The following is an 18,273-nucleotide window of genomic DNA, read 5'->3' on the forward strand; positions in this document are numbered from 1 at the left end:
ACGTAACGCTTTCTTTCCTAAGCATCAAACTCGGCAGCCAGCATCTTTCTTGTCACTCCTGAGCGCCATGCCGCGACGGCTTGCTTGGATGAGCAAACTTGTGCTCCACCATTTCGACATCGGTTTTCACTTCCACCCACGAAACACGGTGGATTTCGATGCTGTCCCGTTGTAGTTCGAGCGATTCCTCTCGCTCAGTGCCCGGCCAGGTTCCATGAAAGGCAGGATTGTCGTCGATCTCTTTCGGCAAGGTCGTGATACTGGGACCTTCCCATTCATCTTCACCCACTTGCCGTGCCAAGCTCGCGGAGGTCTTTGCGACATCTGGGATCTTCACTGCCGCTGCCTTGTGAAATAGGATGACGTTGTGTCCGCCAGATTCATTAATTGTGCCGTGATATTGCACCGACTTAAAAAAGATGCCATCTAGGTTGAGCTCGCGGTGGGTAGCCAGATAGTCGGCGATTGCTTGTGTAATGAGGTACCCGCCATCCGTGAATGATGGCAGTACTGGTTTGGTCAGTTCCGCTTCGAGCGAGTTGATGAAGTCGCACCGTTGCGCAATCGCCCGCGTCGCTGGATCGAATAGGCTCAGCGATGGGTCGAGACGCGCCGCAGTCAACGCAGAGAGATTAAGAAGACGTAGTGGTCGGATGAGCGTGAACGCAGCGATCGCGATGGCGGCTCCTACGGGCGGTCGAACCTCATGCAGTGCTGTACGCCTCTCAAGCGCACCATAGAATACTGATATGCCCTTTGAATTCATTCTTCCGGCGCTCGCTACCGCTGCTGCTGGCGGTCCCAGTTCGTGTTCAGGATTCTCCAGCGCCCTTTGAAGCGCGTCACGGTGCTCGAAGACCCGAGCACGGTAAAGGGTCTGTATTTGCTGACCAGGGCCGACCTCAAAGATCAGCCCTGTGCCATCCTCCATGCGGTACGAGTCGAGGCCGCCGAAAACTTTCTCGAAGGTCTCGATGACCGTGGGATTGACTAGGCGCGCTTCCTCGCGAAGGGACCGCTCCATATCCTCCCAATCGCGAGAAAGTTCCCACGCTGATCCCTGCCTGACGAACCATGGATCCTCGCCATAGCGACCATCGTCCTCATATGTCCAACGGTACTCCAATACTTCGGCAACGTCGTAAGCGGCTGTCTGGTCATCTGGTGTCAGCCACATGTCGAGAATTTCAATCAGGCTCTGTCCCTTGGGAGTGCGCCCGTGATACACGACGGCAGCGCTATCGCTCGTCAGGGTGAAGTACGCTTCGATGATTTCATCGCAGGCAATTGCGACCTCTGAAATGCTCAGAGTCGGAGCAATCCGCTCGCAATAGTCACACGTCACTTCGTCTTCTTCGCTTCTGCTAATCTCCGCGCTGAGGTAGGGGTCTTGCACGCAATCGGCACAAATCCGTTTTCCTTCGGTCATCGTGATCCGACTCCGCTTGCGCGCTCCCGCGCAGTGAACTCTTCCGCAGGCGTTGCACGGCAATCAGCCGCAAATGGCAGTCTTGCCCCCGCGGCCGTAACACCGCGCTGGCTTGTCGGTAGCTTACTCATCTGTAGAAAACCCTGCGCGAGTCTGCTGCTCTTTGCGCAAAACGACATGAATGGTCGCTAGATAAAAATAGAACATCCAGCTCAGCCATAGACTTGCGTCGTATCCCGTCTTCTGTTGGTCGTTGTGGTGCCGAATTCCGAAATTGTTTGCGATATTGAACAGGTCCTTCTCGTCGGCTGAAGTCAGCAGAGACTTGATTTTTGGACGGGTGTACTCCAGCACATCGGCAAGATCTCGAACGGCTTGTCTGCGATCATCGAGTGTCGCGCCGTGGCGCCGGTAGCGCAGGATCGCGGCGTTAATCCGATTCGTCACATTGGAATCGCTAGACGGGATGTCGGCATCGAAAATCCTCTCAAATCCGTGCTGCGGCTTTTCAAGTATCTCGCCGCTCTCGGAGAGTTCAAACCGCTTCGCATAGTGGCCTAGAACAGCATTCACTTTGTCGCGATATTCGCTTTGCCCTTGTTGCTTGTTGAACGTCTCCCAATGCATGCCACATTCTGCGTAGTTGTGAAAGGAACCATCGATAGGCTTCGAAACATGCTGAAACAGAAACTCGATGACGTCAAAAAGGTCGTCTTCCGAGTAGCGCTCCCCATGGAAATGCGGAGGCCAGAGGTCTTTCTTACGGACGGCGAGGAGCACCTCTAGCTCGATGTCACGAACGTTACCTGCAACATGCCCTGCGTCCACACATTCAAACCCAAAGGCTTCGGCAAAATACCCGTCTGCGGACAGTTGCTCGTATACCCGGATGTAAAGATCAACGATGTCGTCTAGGGGGAGCCCCGATTGATTCGGATTTGTACCTTTACGCTGCGAGTAGTAAGAGTGCGCCATGGCGAGAAAGGGAGGCGTAAAACCTGAATTTTAACCGCGAGAACACTGCGCTGGCAGACGGCCGTCGAATCTGCATAATTTTTAGTCCACGACGCCCCGGTCGTTCATGAGGCGTTTGGCTTCGGTCGACTTGGTTTTCCATGACAGCAGCGCATCGTTCGTGATGACGACACACCGGCCCATGCGCAGTCCGCTCGGTCCTTCGTCGCAGATCAGTTGAGGGTTTTGGTGGAGTAAGGCGTTTTGCATGCATCAGCGACGGCGAATCGAAAGTTCATAGTGAGCCTGCGAGTTGGTGGTCAAGGTTGCTGGCGCACCATTGTTGACGATTCAGTACGCGATGTCGAAAGGCTGCTTTGGCCGAATCCGGGCCGACGGTGAACGCACCAAACCGACCCGTTGCAGACCTTGAGCGCATAACAACCGCATCGGCGACCTTCAGGTGCAGCGGTCACCCGATATAAGTGCAACGTCGCGCACTCAACATGTTCGCCCCCCCCCCGCATTCAAAGTCGGGTGGCCCGCGCGGTCGAACACGCATATTCGCCGATCGTGCTGCTTGCTCGGGTCAACGAACGCCCAGCCCAGTCAATGACGAAGGAGCCCGGCTCGATGGCCGTAACCTTGATGGTCTCGTCAACCCAAATTTTCGGCGCGACCAGGCCAGCGCGAGCGCTGTAATCAGCGTCGCTTCGCTGTTCAGCATCTGCACGCCGTCAGCCTTCGAGATGCCAGAACTCACCGAAGCGCCATCCCGGAAATCCAGCTTCCCTTACCTGTTGGACCAAGGCCCTGGCCGCTCCACTGATCCGGCTGTCCGAATTCGTGCGGCCAACTCTAGCGTGTGAATTGCGGGTGGATCAGACGCGAGCGCCTCCGTGACTGCCTCGGCCGGGTGTCGGGTTGTTCTTCGCCACCCCGACTGGTCGCGCTTCGCGAAAAAAGTTATCGTTTCATCAACATGAAATCAAGCACGACTTCTGTGGCGAAACGCCTCCGCCGACTATATTGACTACTATTGCTGGGTGCTCTCGGACAGCGGAATGGCCTTGAAGTACGAAGCGCGCGCGGACATCGCTGCATGGCGATTACGCTCGCACTGTACAGGCCGACAGCACTGTGAAAACGTGTCAAGCGTGTGCCATAGACTAGCGAGGCCCGCAACGACGTGAACCGGAGGCACGATGGTCATGCGATCCGAAAATGCATCCCAGGTCGTATGGTCGTGTCTGAGACCCATGCTGGATATCCTGGCGGCAGCGATCGTCGGATCGTTCTGCGGGTTACTCGGGACGTCGCTGGCAGATGAGCTTCGAGGCGTGAATGCGTCGGCTGCAAAAATCGACAAGACGGTGGGACAACCCTCCGTCGCCGATGAAGAGAAGACCATTCGCAAGCTGCTCAATGAGAATTCAGACGGCGATATACGACTTAAGCTGCTGATTGTGCTCGTCCAGGATTACTTCGACGCGAATGACCCAGCCGACGCGAGGCGGGTGATGGAAAACATCGTTGATGACGAGCAGATCCCGCCAGGCCAACGCTCGCTGACCGCCTCGGGACTCGCCCTTGCGTATGCGTTGGAAAACGACTTCGTGCGAAGCCAGAGGCTGGTGAATCAGGCGAAGAAACTGGCCGACCAGACGCCCGCTGCCGAGCTTGAAACCCTGCCGGAAGAACCGGCCTACGAGTATCTCTCTGCCGAGGCGGAGCTTGCGCGCCGCGCGTTTAACCAACATGACACGGCGTTGCGCAAGGTGCGCGAGGCGGCCGATCTGGCGCGAAAGAACCTCGACAACCCCTCGCTCAGTGAACATCGTCACGAGGAAGCCGCCAATCAATTGCTCGACGAAAGTGAGCATCTCGTGGGTTTGCTAACGCAGAACAATCGGCGCACCGAGGCGCTGAACTACGTGAACGGGATGCTTTGGGACATCGACCACGATCCGCGACTCAAACCTGGCCCCTTGCAGCGAGCCCACGTCGAGGTTGCAGTCTCGATCGCGCTCATGTCCAACGACGACTACGATGGCGCACTTTTCTGGATCGACAAAGCCATCAAGGGGTATCAGGATGCCGGTGTGCTCCCCTATACGTTCCTCTATGCGGAAGCGCTGCGCATGCGGTTGATGATCGCGCTTGCGACGAATCGCCTTGCCGACTACAAGGCCGATGCTGAGGCTCTCCAATACGCGGCTTCGATCAATCCTGTCGTGGCTAGAACACCGAGCCCGGACGAGCGGCTATCTGTGATACTCGCGACGCAGGGGAACTGGCCGGGAGCCGAGTCGAGCATCTCACACGTGCTGTCGTACAACCTGTTGCACCAGGGGGCGCAGAGTCCGTTCGTCAAGTATCAGTCTGCGATGTTGATGCTCTATCGCCTTGAGGATCCCGAAGGAAAGGTCAGCGAAAGGGAGATCTCCCGATACGTGACGCCCATGCTTGACCAGAACGACGATTGGGACGCTTCCAGTAGCGCGGGGGCTTTTGTCGAGGACGGTGCGCTTGCAATGTGTCTGAGCCGCCTCATGGACGACGGCGCAGAAGGTCAGGCACTCGCCTTCCGTATCGCCGAGTTGTTTCACATGAATGCGACCCAGGGCGCGATGAGCGATGGTGCCGCGCGATTGGCGACGGTCACACCGGAACTGCGCAGCCTGGTCGAGCAGGAGCAGATGGCGCGTCATGCCCGGGATTCCGAGCGGCTGGGATTCTCGGGGCTGACTACCCCCTTTGCCAAAGACGACACGGAAAATACCGGAGACAAAGAGAGTGCGATCGCCAGTGTCACAGATGCCGAGAAAACCATGAACGCCTCGGCCGGGGACCTGGCCACACTGCACGACCACATCGGCAAGCAGTTTCCCGAGTACCGGCGGCTGGTATTACCCGCCGTTCCCACGCCGGAGCAGGTAGGCGCGGCGCTGCATTTCGATGAGGTGTATGCAGACTTCTACGTCGGGCGCGATGCGACGTACGCATTCGTCGTCAACGCCAAAGGCGCGCTGCATGCGATACGGGTCAACGTCACACGTGCAGACCTTAAAAAACAGATCTTGCAGTTGCGTAGCGCATTCGATGCGGGCGTTCCGCCGCATAAGGTGGGTGATCTGTCCGGGTTCGACATGGCAGCGGCAACGGATCTCTACCGCTTGCTGATCTCGCCGATAGCGGCCGATCTCGAAGGGGCGACAACCGTATACATCGGCACAAGCGGCATTCTCTCGAGCCTGCCGTTCGACGTGCTCGTGACGGCGCCCGCAACGGATCTTGCGAGTGCGCACTGGTGGATCGCCACGACCATGCCGGTGCGTATTCCGAATGCCTCGGCGCTTGTGCTCGCCCGCAGTCATCCGGCAACGCACGCTAGCGAGCCGCTGATCGCGTTCGCCGATCCGAGCTTCGACGGCCGTGACCCAGCCACGACCGCTGCCTCCCCCGTGAACAGAACTCCCGCGCGAGCGTTTCCGGTTGATGCGGGTACGGGTTCGTTCGACTACCAACGCGTCGCACCGCTACCCGAGACGCTCGACGAGGCGACCTCGATTGCCAGGACACTCAATGCCCCCGATCGAAGCGTGCTGTGGGGAAAGAGCGCCTCGCGAAGCGTTGTGATGAAACGGGATCTGTCGAACGATCGGGTTGTCCTGTTCGCTACACACGGCATCGTGGCGGGCGAAGTGCCAGGCTGGCGCAAGGCGGGACTCGCGTTAGCCTATGAGGGAAGCGGGCTGCCAGACTCGGTTCTCACCGCGGACGACATCGTGACCTTGCGGTTGAATGCCGACTGGGTGGTACTGTCCGCCTGCAACACGGGACTCGTCACCGGTAACGCGGGAGATGCCATGTCGGAACTGTCCCGCGCATTTTTTGCGGCGGGGGCACGCTCGATACTCCTCACCCAGTGGGCAGTCGAATCTCGATCGGCAACGGAGGTGACGACCGGTGTATTCCGGACTTATTCCAACGATCCCTCGCTATCGAAGGCCCAGGCACTGGCGCGCACCGAGCGCGACATGGCCAGCGGCAAGGATGGGGAACTCTACCGTCACCCGTATTTTTGGGGAGCATACGCTCTCGCCGGTGATGCGGCCCGCTGATCTTCGGCCATGCGTATTACGCTCCATCTCGACACGTTCTGGCGGTTTGGTGACGGCGAAGGCGGACCATGCGTTTCAGGACACTGGGATGTGCAGTGCCTCGACAAGGACCCTGTGCTTGCCGAGCACACTTGTTCGCGGAGTCCGGGATCTGAAGCGAAACCGTATGCCGTCAGGCGGTATCGGAACCGCGATAGCCTGCGATAGGCGGGAAACTGAACGAAGCCGACGCCCGAGCGTCAACTCCGCGATACCGATGAACGACTCTTCATGGCCGTACCTTGTCTTATGCAAGCCGCATGGACTACGCGAATCTCGCACAGCCACCATCGACTGCACGCCACGGCACATCGGCCATTCGCGGAGCGAATTTCCTGACGAGAGAGCACAGACCTCTCAACCACTCACCGCCCGCTCGTTGCGCGCGGACTTCGAATGGCACGTACATGTGTCGGTCAACGGACGAACTCGATCGGGGGCAGCCATTCACCGCACGCAATATCAAGACGACAACGCACTAAACGCTTTTCTCATCCGGGAGATATCCGTTTGAGCCGCCTGAGCATATTTTCGACTCTTCCGGGCAGTGAAAAACGGGTAGCGCGGCCCTACAGTTGAGCCTGTGCCATCCGGAGATTCCCGCTTATTTGGAATAGACGGTTTGCCGAGTCTATCGACATGGTCGACGCGAAAACCATGTCCTGAACCGTCACCATTTAAGCAGGAACATCATGAGCGCAATGTTAGACAACCTGTCTTCCAGATCAAAGACATCCAGGCCCCTTGTCATCGCAGCCGTGATGGCTTCACTGGCGATGGTCGCCATCGAAGCGACGATCGTCTCGACCGCCATGCCGCAGATCGTGACGAAACTCGGCGGACTGCATTTATACAGCTGGGTTTTCTCGTCGTTTTTGCTGACGCAGACCGCCATGACGGTGGTCTTTGGCAAGCTTGCCGATATCTTTGGTCGCAAGCGAATCATGCTGACCGGCATTGCCATTTTTCTGGTCGGCTCGGTGCTGGCCGGCTTCGCCTGGTCGATGCCTGCGATGATCGTCTTCAGACTCATTCAGGGCATCGGCGCCGGTTCAATACAACCGGTCACGCTGACCATCGTCGGCGATCTCTATCCGGCGAAAGAGCGTGGCAAGGTCCAGGGCTATCTGGCCAGCGTGTGGGCGACGGCGGCGGTCCTCGGACCGATGATCGGCGGCTTTATTGTCCGCGACTTTTCATGGGCGTGGATTTTCTGGATCAACATCCCGATCGGATTGATTTCGGCCGCAGGCTTTGTCCTGTTCCTGCACGAAGAAGAAAGAAGCGCGCGGCCGTCGATCGATATTAAAGGTGCAGTTCTCTTCACCACCGCCATCGCCGCGCTCATGATCGGCTTGACGAGCCTGAGCACAGCGGACTATACGCACGCCATGCTCAGCGCCAGCGTGTTCACTGCAAGTGCGGCGCTGTTTGTCTGGCAGGAACGGCGAAGCCCGGACCCGATGATCTCGTTTAGCCTCTGGGGACACAGGCCCATTGCGATGACCAACCTTGCGACGGTTTTCTCCGGGATGGCCTTGATGGGGCTGACAACTTTCCTGCCGATGTATGTTCAGGGTGTGCTGCATCGTACGCCGGTGGTCGCAGGCTTTACGCTAACCATGGTCATGGTGGGCTGGCCGCTTGGCGCCACGCTTTCCGCCCGCTCCTTCCACCGGTTCGATCTGCGCAAGCTGCTGATCGGTGGAAGCGCGGTGATCCCGGTTGGCGCGATGGTCTTCGTCTCGTTGACCCCTCATAGCGCACCGCTTCTCGCCGGTATCGGATCACTGGTCATGGGCTTCGGAATGGGTGCGCTCAGCGTGACTTCACTCGTCCTCATCCAGGAGCAGATCGACAAGTCGCAGCGCGGCAGCGCTACCGCGTCAAACCTGTTCTCGCGCAATCTTGGAAGCACACTTGGCGCGACCGTCTTCGGCGCCGTGCTCAACTACGGACTGGCTCATTCGAAGACGCTTGGCGTGGTCACTTCCGATCAACTGCGCAAGGTGATCGAGTCAGCACCCGGCAGTATGGACAGCTTAGCCGCCATTCGTCTGGCGTTGCACCAGTCGGTTCATCTGACGTTCGTTGGACTCTTTATCGCCGCGCTGGCAATCGTCGTTTTCGCGGTTCTCGTGCCTACCGTTGCTGCGACCAGAAACCGTGAAGCGCCTTCGCGTTGAGAAACGGCTTGTTGTTCCACTCACACACGAAGCGCCCGGAGCCGGTTGAGCATCCAATGCAACGGTTCCGGCATGCACGATCTTCACGTTCTTCGTGTAGTCGCCCAGGCGCTACGCAGTTTATACGCTGTTAATCCAGAACATCAAAGGAGTTGGCATGACCCGTCTTACTACCGCCACGCTTGAAACCGCAACTGGCGCAACCGCGGACGTGTTCGCGAAAGTCAAAAAAATCGTGGGTAAAGTCCCCAATGCATTTGCGACGATCGGCACCCACAGTCCTGATGGACTTCAGGCCATATTCGCTATCGACGCGGCGGTCACCCGAAGCGAACTGTCAGACGCAGATATCGAAACGCTCAAGCTAATCGTCAGCGAGGTGTCGGGCTGCGATTACTGTGTAGCGGCTCACACGCTGAAAGGTAAATTCTCGGGCCTGTCTCAGGACGTAATGATCCTGGTCCGCGCAGGAAAGCTTACAGGTGACGCCAGGCGAGATGCGCTGGTACGTTTTGTTCGGGTTCTTGTCGAAACCCAGGGAACGCTTCCCACTGCAGAGCTGGATGCGTTTCGCGCGGCGGGCTACAGCGAACATCAGGTGATCGGCGTGTCTCTGGCGATCGCTTCCATCACCTTTGGAAACCTGGTGAACCGGATCAACGATACCGTGATCGATTTCCCGCTGCCGACTCAACTGTAGGCCGGAAGCAACGAAAGCACCCGTGGGTGACAGATCTACCGAGTTCGCGCAGTTCAGGCAGAAGGGGAAGGCATTTGTGGCATGTAATCAGCGCCCAGCGTTTGCCACGCCGTCGGCATTTGAAGTGGGTCTCGGCGTTCGCGCGGTAAGCACACCCCGCTCGTTCGTGCGAGCCGTCTCTGATCTCGCCGGCGCAGCGAAACGGATTCGTTCTGTCCCGTCAACGTCGAAGTTACGAAACGGCCGGTTGCGGTTTGCTAGCCGGCGAGCACACGCTTACAGGCCTCGTTGTACGGTGTCCTGCGCGAGCCACTATTTCATTCGCCGGGGACTCCGCAACAACGTGACCGCTTTCCAGGCGGTCCAGCCGTTCGAACGACCCGATAATATCGCGCGCGAGTGACTTCTCGTGGCCGGAATACGCGCTAACAAAATCCACCTGAAGGCCGCCATCGAAAATTTCGAACTTCGCGTTATTGAGCGCACATCGATCTGGCGTTGTCGACCATGCCCCGTCAGCCGCCCTGACCATGCCAGGACATTCAGACGTCGCCTTTGCCCCGAAGGGGCCATGCAATCCGCGATATCAACTCGATGGAAACGGAGCAGGCCCCGCAGCCCGGCGTCTGCGCCTCATTACCACCAGGCCTGGAACCTCGCATAACAAACACAACCTGCCAATCTAACTTCTCCCCGACGACAGCTCGATACGCTTGCGCTGCAGAAATCGCCGAACGGCCGGATCCCGCTCGAGTCCGATCGCGAGATCGTACGCGCCAAGCGCTTCTTTGGTCGCGCCAGCACGCGCGAGCAGATCGGCACGCGCGGCCCAGTACGGCTGGTAGTCGGCCAGGCGCGGATCGTCCGCGTATGGTTCGAGCGCGTCGAGCGCCGTCTGCGGACCGTCCCGTTCCGCCTGCGCCAGCGCGCGGTTCACCGCGACCACTGGCGACGCTGCAATCGCGAGCAGCGCATCGTAGAGTTGCACGATCTCGTCCCAGTTCGGGCGATGTGTCTGGCAGCGGTGGACGTGCGCCGACTGCAGCGCGGCCTCAAGCTGAAAGCGTCCGATTGCCTTGAATGCGCTGGCGCGCCGCAGCAACGCGTTGGCTGCGTCGATCATTGGCGCGTTCCATGTCGCCGGATCCTGAGCCGACAGCGGCACGTAGTCGCCAGCCGCATCGCGTCGCGCATCGCACCGCGCCTGCGCATACAGCATCAGCGCGAGCAGACCGAGCGTCTCTGGCTCCTCGGGCAGTAATTCGACGAGTAGTTGCGCAAGAAACAGCGCCTCGCCGGTGAGATCGCGCCGCTCAGTATCGCCGCCGAGCGGATCGGTCCACCCTTCCGAATACGCCGCATAGACCGCTTCGAGCACCGCTGCGAGCCGGCCGGGCAACTCCTTGCGCTCTGGTACGCTGAACGGAATGCCCGCTTCACGGATTTTGTTCTTCGCCCGCACAAGACGCTTGCTCGTCGCGGCGGGCGACATCAGGAAAGCGGACGCAATCGTCTTCGCTTCGAGCCCCAGCACCACCTGCAGCATCAACGGCGTGCGAATCGCGGCCTCGAGTGCCGGGTGCGTGCATGCGAACAGCAGCGCAAGCCGTCGGTCGGGTAGCATGCCTGCGTCATGCTGATCAATCTCGTCGGCGAGGATCGCAAGCTGGTTCGCCACTTCGTCGCCTACACAGCGATGACGCACGCCATCGAGCGCCCGGCGGCGCGCAACTGTCAGCAGCCATGCTTCAGGATTGGCGGGGCAGCCTCGCTTCGGCCAGTCTGCGAGCGCGGCCGCAAACGCGTCGGACAGCGCGTCCTCAGCCGCGGCGACGTCGCGCGTGCGCATCGCCAGCAGGGCGACGAGCTTGCCGTAGCTGCGCCGGGCGACCGCCTCGGCAACCGAACGTGCGGTGCCGTCCGCGTCACGGCCGCCGCCGGACAGATTCATGCAATGGATGGCGCGTCGTAGGGCGCGGTCCAGACTGGACGCACTTCCATGAGACCGTGCGCCGCGCCGGGACAACGCGACGCCCACGCGATCGCCGCGTCCAGGTTGGGGACGTCGATCAAATAGTAACCGGCGAGCTGCTCCTTCGAATCGGAAAACGGTCCGTCAAGCACCTGCGGCTTGCCGTCGACGAGCTGCACCGTAGTGGCCGTGCTTGTGTGCTGCAGCCGGTTGGCGCCCATCAGCACGTCCGCTTTTTTCAACGCTTCGGTGTACGCCTGATATGCGGCAACCCCTTGCTGCCGCTCGCTGTCGGTCATCTGGTTCCAGCCGTTTTCTTCCGAGTAGATCATCAATAGGTATTGCATATGAGCCTCCGTCGTGGGGTTAAGGCGGGCGAATTACATCGGGCCGCCATCACAATGACGCTCGGGCCGCACGTTGACGGACAGGTAGCGTCGAAAAAATCGCGAACAGCACACCAGCCTTGATCGTTCACCTCTGTCGAGGACCTTGCGCGTGGACACTTCGGGGGAGCCCGCCATCCCCTCCGCGCGGCTATCAATTTCTCCGCACCATTGCACACCGCATTGAAGTTCGGTTCCCGCAGGTATCGCGACAACCTCAGCGAGGATATCGCTTTCGACGAATGCGTACTCCCGTTTATTCGACCCTGAGCAGATTGTCGATTTGAGGAGACATCAACGGCTCCTCCCAAAGCGGAGTGGACGTTCGCGGGTTGAAATCCACAGATGGATCACCGTCACGGCCGGCCTGATCGGACCCGTGTCGATGGGCAAACGGTTCAGAGCGGCCGGCGATGCTCACGGCACCGAAATCGGCTGCGCGGATCACTAGCGCGCAGCCGTGGGCAGGCGACGCAGGCGACTTCGCCCTGCTCGATCCACAACGCTCGCATCGCCGTCTCGAAGCGATGCGTAAGGTGTGACCATCAGCACTGGCGGCGCGCACCGCCGGCAAGCGCCGCACTGCGTTTCCTCACGTGGTGCGGCTCAATATTGCGTCACGGCAACCCGTTGACTATTCTGTTGCGTAACATCTGCTGCATCTGCGCAACTTCAGCGCCCACGAGGCGACTCCACAGGAACGCGTTCCCAACGGGGAATCGACCAGGTCTGTCGTGCATGGAGGAAGTATGTGCAACGCATACCCGCCGTTTGTGCAGAGCCGCATACTCGAAGTCATCTCGTCCGCACTCGTACTGCTGATGATGTTGTCGTTTGACCCAGCCGTGGCCGCCTGCAACCACACCGCGCCGACGACAGGACAAACCGTCACCTGCGACGGCAGTACGCCCAATCCATCGACAACACCCGTGGTCGCCCTCTCCGGCAGCACGCACGTCACGGTCGACGTGTTGCCTGGCGCTGAACTGGACGTGACCGCAAGCCCCGGTATCCTCGTGCGCGACGCCAGTACGGTGATCAATCAGGGCACGCTGAGTGTGAATGGTGCGTCGCAGGCGGTTATCTGGGGACAGGGCGCGTCGATCGGGCAAAACATGTTAATTAACCTTGGCGTGATCGCCGCGAGCGGCAACAGTACAGCCGGTATGTTCAACAGCGGCGCCGCGGTCACGATGCTCAATGACACAGGCGCTGTCATCACCACGAATGGGACGAACGGACACGCGATGTACGACTTCGGCGGCACGGGTGGCGGCACGCTGACCAACAACGGCCAACTCTCGACGAGCGGCGACAGCGCGGTCGGCATGGTTTCGTTGACGAATAACGACACGCTCGTCAACAACGGCACGATCACGACCACCGGTAACACGGCGGACGGCATGTTTGCACACGGCAGCGTGGGCGGAAACGTGCTGACAAACAACGGCACCATCAATGTATCGGGTACGGACTCCCATGGCATCCTGTCGTCGGATCCGTCCCCAGGCATGATAACGAACACCGGTTCGATCACCGCAAGCGGCCCGGGGGGCGTCGGCGCTCTCATCGCGGGCAAGGTGACGTTCAACAACGAAGCGGGCGCGAGCATCGTGTCCAGGCAGAGCAATGGCGTCGATGGGAACGGCGGCGGCACGTACAACAATGCCGGCACCGTTTCGGCCCAGGCCGTCACGCTCTCCTTCGCAGGCGCCCCCGTGACCATCAATAACAGTGGCACGCTGCTGAGCAATACCACCGAGACCATTGCGATGAACGGCACGTTTGACGTCGTGATCAACAATACCGGCAATATCGCCGGAGGCGGCGGCCGGGCCATCTTCCTCGATGCCGGTAATGACACGTTCAACTGGAGCGGCGGCACGATCACCGGCTTCGTCAATCTCTACTCCGGCAACGACACGGCGACGCTCACCGGACTCACCGACGTCAATCTCGCGGGTGTGCCTTCGTTCGACGGCGGACTCGGCACCGATACGCTTACCTTCAACAACACGCAGGCGAGCGGCCTCTCCCGCTTCGTCGAATGGGAAATCATCAACGTCACGAACGGCAGCCGGCTCACGCTGGACAGCAACGGTCTGACGCTCGGCGATAGCGGCACGCTGACAGGCACGCTCAATATCGATTCGACCAGCACGCTGTTTGCAGGCGGCTTGGGAGACCCGTCGGTCACGCCCGCGGTCGCGGGCCAGTTCGTCACCGTCAACAACGCGGGCACCATCGATCTGACCAACGGCGGCACCAGCACGAGCGATGCGCTGGTGGTCAACGGCAACTATGTCGGATTCAACGGTCGGCTGCTGTTGCAAAGCGTGCTCGGCGCAGACGGCTCGCCCAGCGACAAGCTGGTGATCTCGCAAGGCACTGGCTCGGGAAATACGACAATCGGCGTGACGAACGTCGGCGGCAATGGCGGCGCAACAGTCACGGACGGCATCCTGGTCGTGCAGGCGACCAACGGCGCGACAACGACCGCAAGCGCGTTCACGCTGCCAGCACCGCTGAAGGCAGGCGCGTTCGTGTACTACCTGTTCAAGGGCGGCGTGAGCGCCGGAACGGTCGATAACTGGTATCTGCGTTCGAGCGTGGCGCCAGCACCGACATCGACACCCACTGCCCCCGCGCCAGCTCCGGTAGCGGCCGTCGGCACACCACCGCTCCCCGCACCTCCGCCTGCGGGCGCGACACCGACGCCGCTGTACCGCATGGAAGTGCCGGTTTATGCCGAAGTCCCCGAACTCGCGCGCGAACTCGGCATCGACCAGATCGGCACCTTCCACGACCGCCAGGGCTCGCAAGCCATGTTGACCGAAACCGGCGCGCTGCCAGCCTCGTGGACGCGCGTGTGGGGCGAACATGCCACGCTTGCCAACGGTGGCGCGGTCAACCCAGAGTTCAGCGGCACGATCGGCGGCATCCAGCTCGGCCAGGACGTCTACGCCACTGCGACGCCAGGCGGCCAGCGCGATCACTACGGCTTCACTCTCGGCTTTGCCCGCGCCGACGGCGACGTCAGCGGCTTTGCGCTCGGTTTCCCGAATCTGGCGGCGGGACACCTGTCGATCGACGCATACAGTGCCGGAGGCTACTGGACCCACGTCGGACCCGGCGGCTGGTACACCGACGCCGTGCTGATGGGCAGTTCGCTGACCATCAGCCCGATGTCCAACGAGAGTATCGGCGCCTCCACGCATGGCCATGCCGAGGCCGCGTCGTTTGAGGCAGGACTGCCGATTCCGCTGCCGGCCCATGTGAGCGTCGAACCGCAAGCACAGCTGATCTGGCAGCATACGTCCATCGACGATCTCAACGACGGCGTCTCGAGCGTGTCGTTTCACGCCGCGAACGGGCTTGCAGGTCGGCTTGGGGTCAGGCTCGCTGGTCGTTTCGACGCTGCGGGCACAGCGTGGCAACCGTATCTCCGTGTGAATCTGTGGCACTACTTCGGTGGCACGGACAACGCGACGTTTACCGGCACCACGGTGATTCCCACCAGCGTCTCTGCAACCACCGCGCAATTCCAGCTCGGCATCGTCGCAAAGGTGAGTGCGCGCGGCAGTGCGTTCGCGAATGCTGGCTATATGACGAACGTCAACGGCGAACGTCGCAGCATCGTCGCGGGCGACGTGGGCGTGCGCTGGCGCTGGTAACCCGTGACCCTGCTGTCGCTGACCTGTTGGCAGCGGGAGCGGAAGCACTTATTGCTCATGCCTTCCTGGAGGGCGCGATGACAGAAAACGTCGAGTCGAAGGTGATGCGTCGGGAATTAGCCGGGCTGTTCGACGCCGCGTGCAACCGCGTCCGCGAGGTGAGGCAGGCGCGGTGCGTGGCCGACGAAGAGGCAGGGTCGAGGTATTCGGTCGTTGGGCCATTTGAGGCTCAGATTGTGTTGCCGAACATCTTGCAGCAGATGGCGGATACCTTGCGCGGACAACTGGCGAAAAACCTTCAGTAAAGGGCTGGTCTACCCGGCAGGACAGATTGCCAGGGCCGAATAGTCGGTAAGACCGGCCGATCAGTAACCCGAAACGATCCAGGCGTACGACCATGCCGACGGAGCAACGTTCAACGTCGCGAATTGAATGGCCGCTTCCTGATGTAGAGTCGACGCCCGAATGTCGGAGCGAAGGTGCGTGCGAATGGCGGTTCCTGGCCGGTTTTCGTCTCACGCGCTTGCCGTCTTATGGATCGCCAAGGCGGTCATTCGCAGAGCGAGTTGTCGCCGGTCCGACGGTCGGCGAGTATTGCATAGTCATTGTCTGAATGAGAGCGCCGTCCGTGCCCACCTTCTCGCCTGACGCAATCTGCACGAATCCGCATTGCCTGTAGCAGGCTATCGCTCGCATATTACCGGAGCGCACATTTAATCGGATCGAGACGTCACCTGCGGTCGCGTGTACGTTGGCGATCAAATCGCTAACTACAGTGCGTCCGATTCCTTCCCCAAGCAATTCAGAACGGCCGATGAAAATCCCAAGAAACACGACGCCGGGCATCCCGCCCTTGCGTTCAGCCCACGCCGTCCCGGCCTCGGTACCGTCGACGATGATGATTTTCCATAGCAGCACGTCGGACTGCTCTGGAAGATGGCGTGACATGTATTGACCCGCGTCGATTTCTTGAGCCCACATCTCGATACGCGGTATGTCGACTTCAGTTGCCGTTCGCAGTTGAATTTTTCGTGGCATTCACCAACCTCGGGCACGAAGAGATTTACCAGATTGGAAGCAATTCAGGCACTCACGTCGACTGCCCGCTCATGGCCGACTACCGAAGCACGTTCAGAAACCGGCTGAATGGCGCAACGCAGCTATTGCAGCTGCCCCTTCTTGGCGAACCTTTGTCCGTCTCGCAGGAAGCCGTGCTTTGCATAGAAGCGATGGGCAGTAGGCCGATGATCGCCGCTCGTCACCTCCAACTTCACACATCCGACAGTCTTAAACCAATTTTCTGCAGCGGCGATCAAAGCACTGCCGATACCGTCTCCCTGGTGGTGCTCGTTGACGACCATGCTCGTGATCCGCCCCAGATATCCGGCTGCATGGAACAACGGAAGCGCGTGCAGGCTGATGCTACCGACGATTTTGTCACGCACGGTGGCGACGAATATCTTATCGGTCAGGCTGGGAGTCAATAACTGTAGCTTCTCAAGGATCAACGCGGACGTAGCCGCGTAACCGAGCTGATGCATCAGCATCGCGATTGAGTGGTAGTCGGACGACTGCGATTCGCGTGTAACGACTTCCTCGTTTTGCCGCTGTGTGAGATTGAATATTTCTTGTGCCGCAGCTTCCGGAATGCTGGTTTTCGCCATCGCTTTTGCCCTTGTTGTTTTTTCGGCCACTGCCCTACCAGTCTGATTGTTGACGATCTTGGTACTGCTGTCGACCGCCTCTTGTTGGCCGAGTGCGGTCTGTCATGGTCCGTCAACTCGCGCGATGTCACTCAAGTCACACCATTGTTTGCTATCGCCCAGGCAAATCCTGCAGTATGTCCATGAACGCCCGGACCTTCGCGCTTAGCAAGCGACGCGAATTGTAAAGAGCCCAGATCTCGACGGGAGAACCAGCCATCCCCCAGCAGCTCAATCGTCCCGCCGACACATCATGCTCGACCAGCAACCTGGGCAAGAGCGCGGCGCCCACCCCCTGCAGCACGGCGTCGCGGACCATCAGCAGAGACGACAGTCGCAGCACCGGTACCGGCTTGAGCGTTCTCACGCTGCCGTCTCCCGTGAGCATGTCCCATTGCGCGCCCGATGGCGCCGTCGCCAACATGACGGCTGGCACCGCGAGCCCATCCACGTCGTGTGTCGGAGCCGAAGGCAACGAAATCGTAGGCGCCGCAACCACGACGCGCTGATCACCGAAGATGCGCCTCCCCATCAGCCGTTCGTCATGCGGCGGATCGATTCGAACGACGAGGTCGTAGCCTTCGTCGACCAGATCCACGACGCGGTCTTCCGCAATAACCTCGAGTTCAACCTGCGGATAGGCCAACGCAAAGCGCGCAGCGATCGGGCACAGCACGACATGCGCGAACACGACCGGCGCACTGATGCGTAACCGCCCGCGCGGAACCGGGGCGCGCGAGGCCACCGCTTCACCCGCCTCCTGAATCTCTGCCATAAGCGCTCGCGTGCGCTCATGGAGTGCAATCCCCTCTTCGGTCAGGCGTAACCGGCGGGAGCCTCGCTCGATCAACCGGACGCCGAGGCTCTCCTCCAGTTCGGCCACGCGCCGCGACAGCGTGGCCTTGGGTCGATCGAGCGCCCGACCGGCCGGCCCAAAACCACCGTGAAGCGCGACCGCATTGAAATCGGCGAGTGACGTCAAATCCATGATCGTTCCATTTAAGAGACGAGGTGTATGGATTTTGGCACTTTCGGCCTGTCAGTGGAACGACTAATCTTTGTCTCACGGGCTAACCCAGCCCATCCATCCAAGGAGATAGTCATGG

Annotated in this window: 13 protein-coding genes; 6 read left to right on the forward strand and 7 right to left on the reverse strand. The window is 60.1% G+C overall.

Going from position 1 to position 18,273, the window contains the following annotated elements; all coding sequences use genetic code 11:
- Positions 1–52: 52 nt before the first annotated feature.
- Both P3T43_RS03150 and P3T43_RS03155 read right to left on the reverse strand, forming a co-directional pair.
- Positions 53–1,429, reverse strand: a complete 1,377-nt coding sequence (locus tag P3T43_RS03150; RefSeq protein WP_429279556.1) for an RES family NAD+ phosphorylase — start codon at positions 1,427–1,429, stop codon at positions 53–55.
- 123 nt (positions 1,430–1,552) lie between these two features.
- Complete coding sequence (locus tag P3T43_RS03155) at positions 1,553–2,404, reverse strand: hypothetical protein (RefSeq protein ID WP_429279557.1); 852 nt, start codon at positions 2,402–2,404, stop codon at positions 1,553–1,555.
- Between the two features lie 1,190 nt (positions 2,405–3,594).
- Here P3T43_RS03155 and P3T43_RS03160 point away from each other — a divergent pair.
- The 3 genes from P3T43_RS03160 (at position 3,595) to P3T43_RS03170 (ending at position 9,432) form a co-directional block, all read left to right on the forward strand.
- Positions 3,595–6,507, forward strand: coding sequence for a CHAT domain-containing protein (locus tag P3T43_RS03160; protein WP_429279558.1), 2,913 nt, complete (start codon positions 3,595–3,597; stop codon positions 6,505–6,507).
- Between the two features lie 752 nt (positions 6,508–7,259).
- On the forward strand, positions 7,260–8,732 hold the full coding sequence (locus P3T43_RS03165) for an MDR family MFS transporter (RefSeq protein WP_429279599.1): 1,473 nt from the start codon (positions 7,260–7,262) through the stop codon (positions 8,730–8,732).
- A 157-nt stretch (positions 8,733–8,889) separates the two neighbouring features.
- Complete coding sequence (locus tag P3T43_RS03170) at positions 8,890–9,432, forward strand: carboxymuconolactone decarboxylase family protein (RefSeq protein ID WP_429279559.1); 543 nt, start codon at positions 8,890–8,892, stop codon at positions 9,430–9,432.
- A gap of 682 nt (positions 9,433–10,114) precedes the next feature.
- On the opposite strand, the gene P3T43_RS03175 is transcribed toward P3T43_RS03170, so the two are convergent.
- Positions 10,115–11,383, reverse strand: coding sequence for an RNA polymerase sigma factor (locus P3T43_RS03175; protein WP_429279560.1), 1,269 nt, complete (start codon positions 11,381–11,383; stop codon positions 10,115–10,117).
- Complete coding sequence (locus tag P3T43_RS03180) at positions 11,380–11,751, reverse strand: YciI family protein (protein WP_429279561.1); 372 nt, start codon at positions 11,749–11,751, stop codon at positions 11,380–11,382. Before P3T43_RS03180 ends, P3T43_RS03175 begins: the two co-directional genes overlap by 4 nt.
- A gap of 452 nt (positions 11,752–12,203) precedes the next feature.
- Here P3T43_RS03180 and P3T43_RS03185 point away from each other — a divergent pair, with 452 nt between their 5' ends.
- The 3 genes from P3T43_RS03185 to P3T43_RS03195 all read left to right on the forward strand — a co-directional run bounded on the left by P3T43_RS03185 (position 12,204) and on the right by P3T43_RS03195 (position 15,769).
- The gene (locus tag P3T43_RS03185) at positions 12,204–12,332 is read left to right on the forward strand and encodes a hypothetical protein (protein ID WP_429279562.1); all 129 of its coding nucleotides are present in this window, start codon (positions 12,204–12,206) and stop codon (positions 12,330–12,332) included.
- Between the two features lie 207 nt (positions 12,333–12,539).
- Positions 12,540–15,464 carry an autotransporter outer membrane beta-barrel domain-containing protein gene (locus tag P3T43_RS03190; protein WP_429279563.1) on the forward strand — a complete coding sequence of 975 codons (2,925 nt, stop codon included), beginning with the start codon at positions 12,540–12,542 and terminating at the stop codon, positions 15,462–15,464.
- A 77-nt stretch (positions 15,465–15,541) separates the two neighbouring features.
- On the forward strand, positions 15,542–15,769 hold the full coding sequence (locus P3T43_RS03195; RefSeq protein WP_429279564.1) for a hypothetical protein: 228 nt from the start codon (positions 15,542–15,544) through the stop codon (positions 15,767–15,769).
- A 226-nt stretch (positions 15,770–15,995) separates the two neighbouring features.
- On the opposite strand, the gene P3T43_RS03200 is transcribed toward P3T43_RS03195, so the two are convergent.
- From P3T43_RS03200 to P3T43_RS03210, 3 genes are all read right to left on the reverse strand, one after another.
- Entirely contained in the window at positions 15,996–16,502 is a 507-nt protein-coding gene (locus P3T43_RS03200) for an N-acetyltransferase family protein (protein WP_429279565.1), read from the reverse strand.
- A gap of 122 nt (positions 16,503–16,624) precedes the next feature.
- The gene (locus P3T43_RS03205) at positions 16,625–17,158 is read right to left on the reverse strand and encodes a GNAT family N-acetyltransferase (protein ID WP_429279566.1); all 534 of its coding nucleotides are present in this window, start codon (positions 17,156–17,158) and stop codon (positions 16,625–16,627) included.
- Positions 17,159–17,279: 121 nt separating this feature from the next.
- Positions 17,280–18,155, reverse strand: a complete 876-nt coding sequence (locus tag P3T43_RS03210; protein WP_429279567.1) for a LysR family transcriptional regulator — start codon at positions 18,153–18,155, stop codon at positions 17,280–17,282.
- Positions 18,156–18,273: the final 118 nt, after the last annotated feature.

It is taken from the genome of Paraburkholderia sp. GAS41 (genome assembly GCF_050436545.1).
In the GTDB taxonomy this organism is placed as follows: domain Bacteria; phylum Pseudomonadota; class Gammaproteobacteria; order Burkholderiales; family Burkholderiaceae; genus Paraburkholderia.

Bases quoted from the DNA above. Each gene is read 5' to 3' on its own strand.
- P3T43_RS03150 (WP_429279556.1), bottom strand. From the start codon at position 1,429: ATGACCGAAGGAAAACGGATTTGTGCCGATTGCGTGCAAGACCCCTAC.
- P3T43_RS03155 (WP_429279557.1), bottom strand. From the start codon at position 2,404: ATGGCGCACTCTTACTACTCGCAGCGTAAAGGTACAAATCCGAATCAA.
- P3T43_RS03160 (WP_429279558.1), top strand. From the start codon at position 3,595: ATGCGATCCGAAAATGCATCCCAGGTCGTATGGTCGTGTCTGAGACCC.
- P3T43_RS03170 (WP_429279559.1), top strand. From the start codon at position 8,890: ATGACCCGTCTTACTACCGCCACGCTTGAAACCGCAACTGGCGCAACC.
- P3T43_RS03175 (WP_429279560.1), bottom strand. From the start codon at position 11,383: ATGAATCTGTCCGGCGGCGGCCGTGACGCGGACGGCACCGCACGTTCG.
- P3T43_RS03180 (WP_429279561.1), bottom strand. From the start codon at position 11,751: ATGCAATACCTATTGATGATCTACTCGGAAGAAAACGGCTGGAACCAG.
- P3T43_RS03185 (WP_429279562.1), top strand. From the start codon at position 12,204: ATGCTCACGGCACCGAAATCGGCTGCGCGGATCACTAGCGCGCAGCCG.
- P3T43_RS03190 (WP_429279563.1), top strand. From the start codon at position 12,540: ATGTGCAACGCATACCCGCCGTTTGTGCAGAGCCGCATACTCGAAGTC.
- P3T43_RS03195 (WP_429279564.1), top strand. From the start codon at position 15,542: ATGACAGAAAACGTCGAGTCGAAGGTGATGCGTCGGGAATTAGCCGGG.
- P3T43_RS03200 (WP_429279565.1), bottom strand. From the start codon at position 16,502: ATGCCACGAAAAATTCAACTGCGAACGGCAACTGAAGTCGACATACCG.
- P3T43_RS03210 (WP_429279567.1), bottom strand. From the start codon at position 18,155: ATGGATTTGACGTCACTCGCCGATTTCAATGCGGTCGCGCTTCACGGT.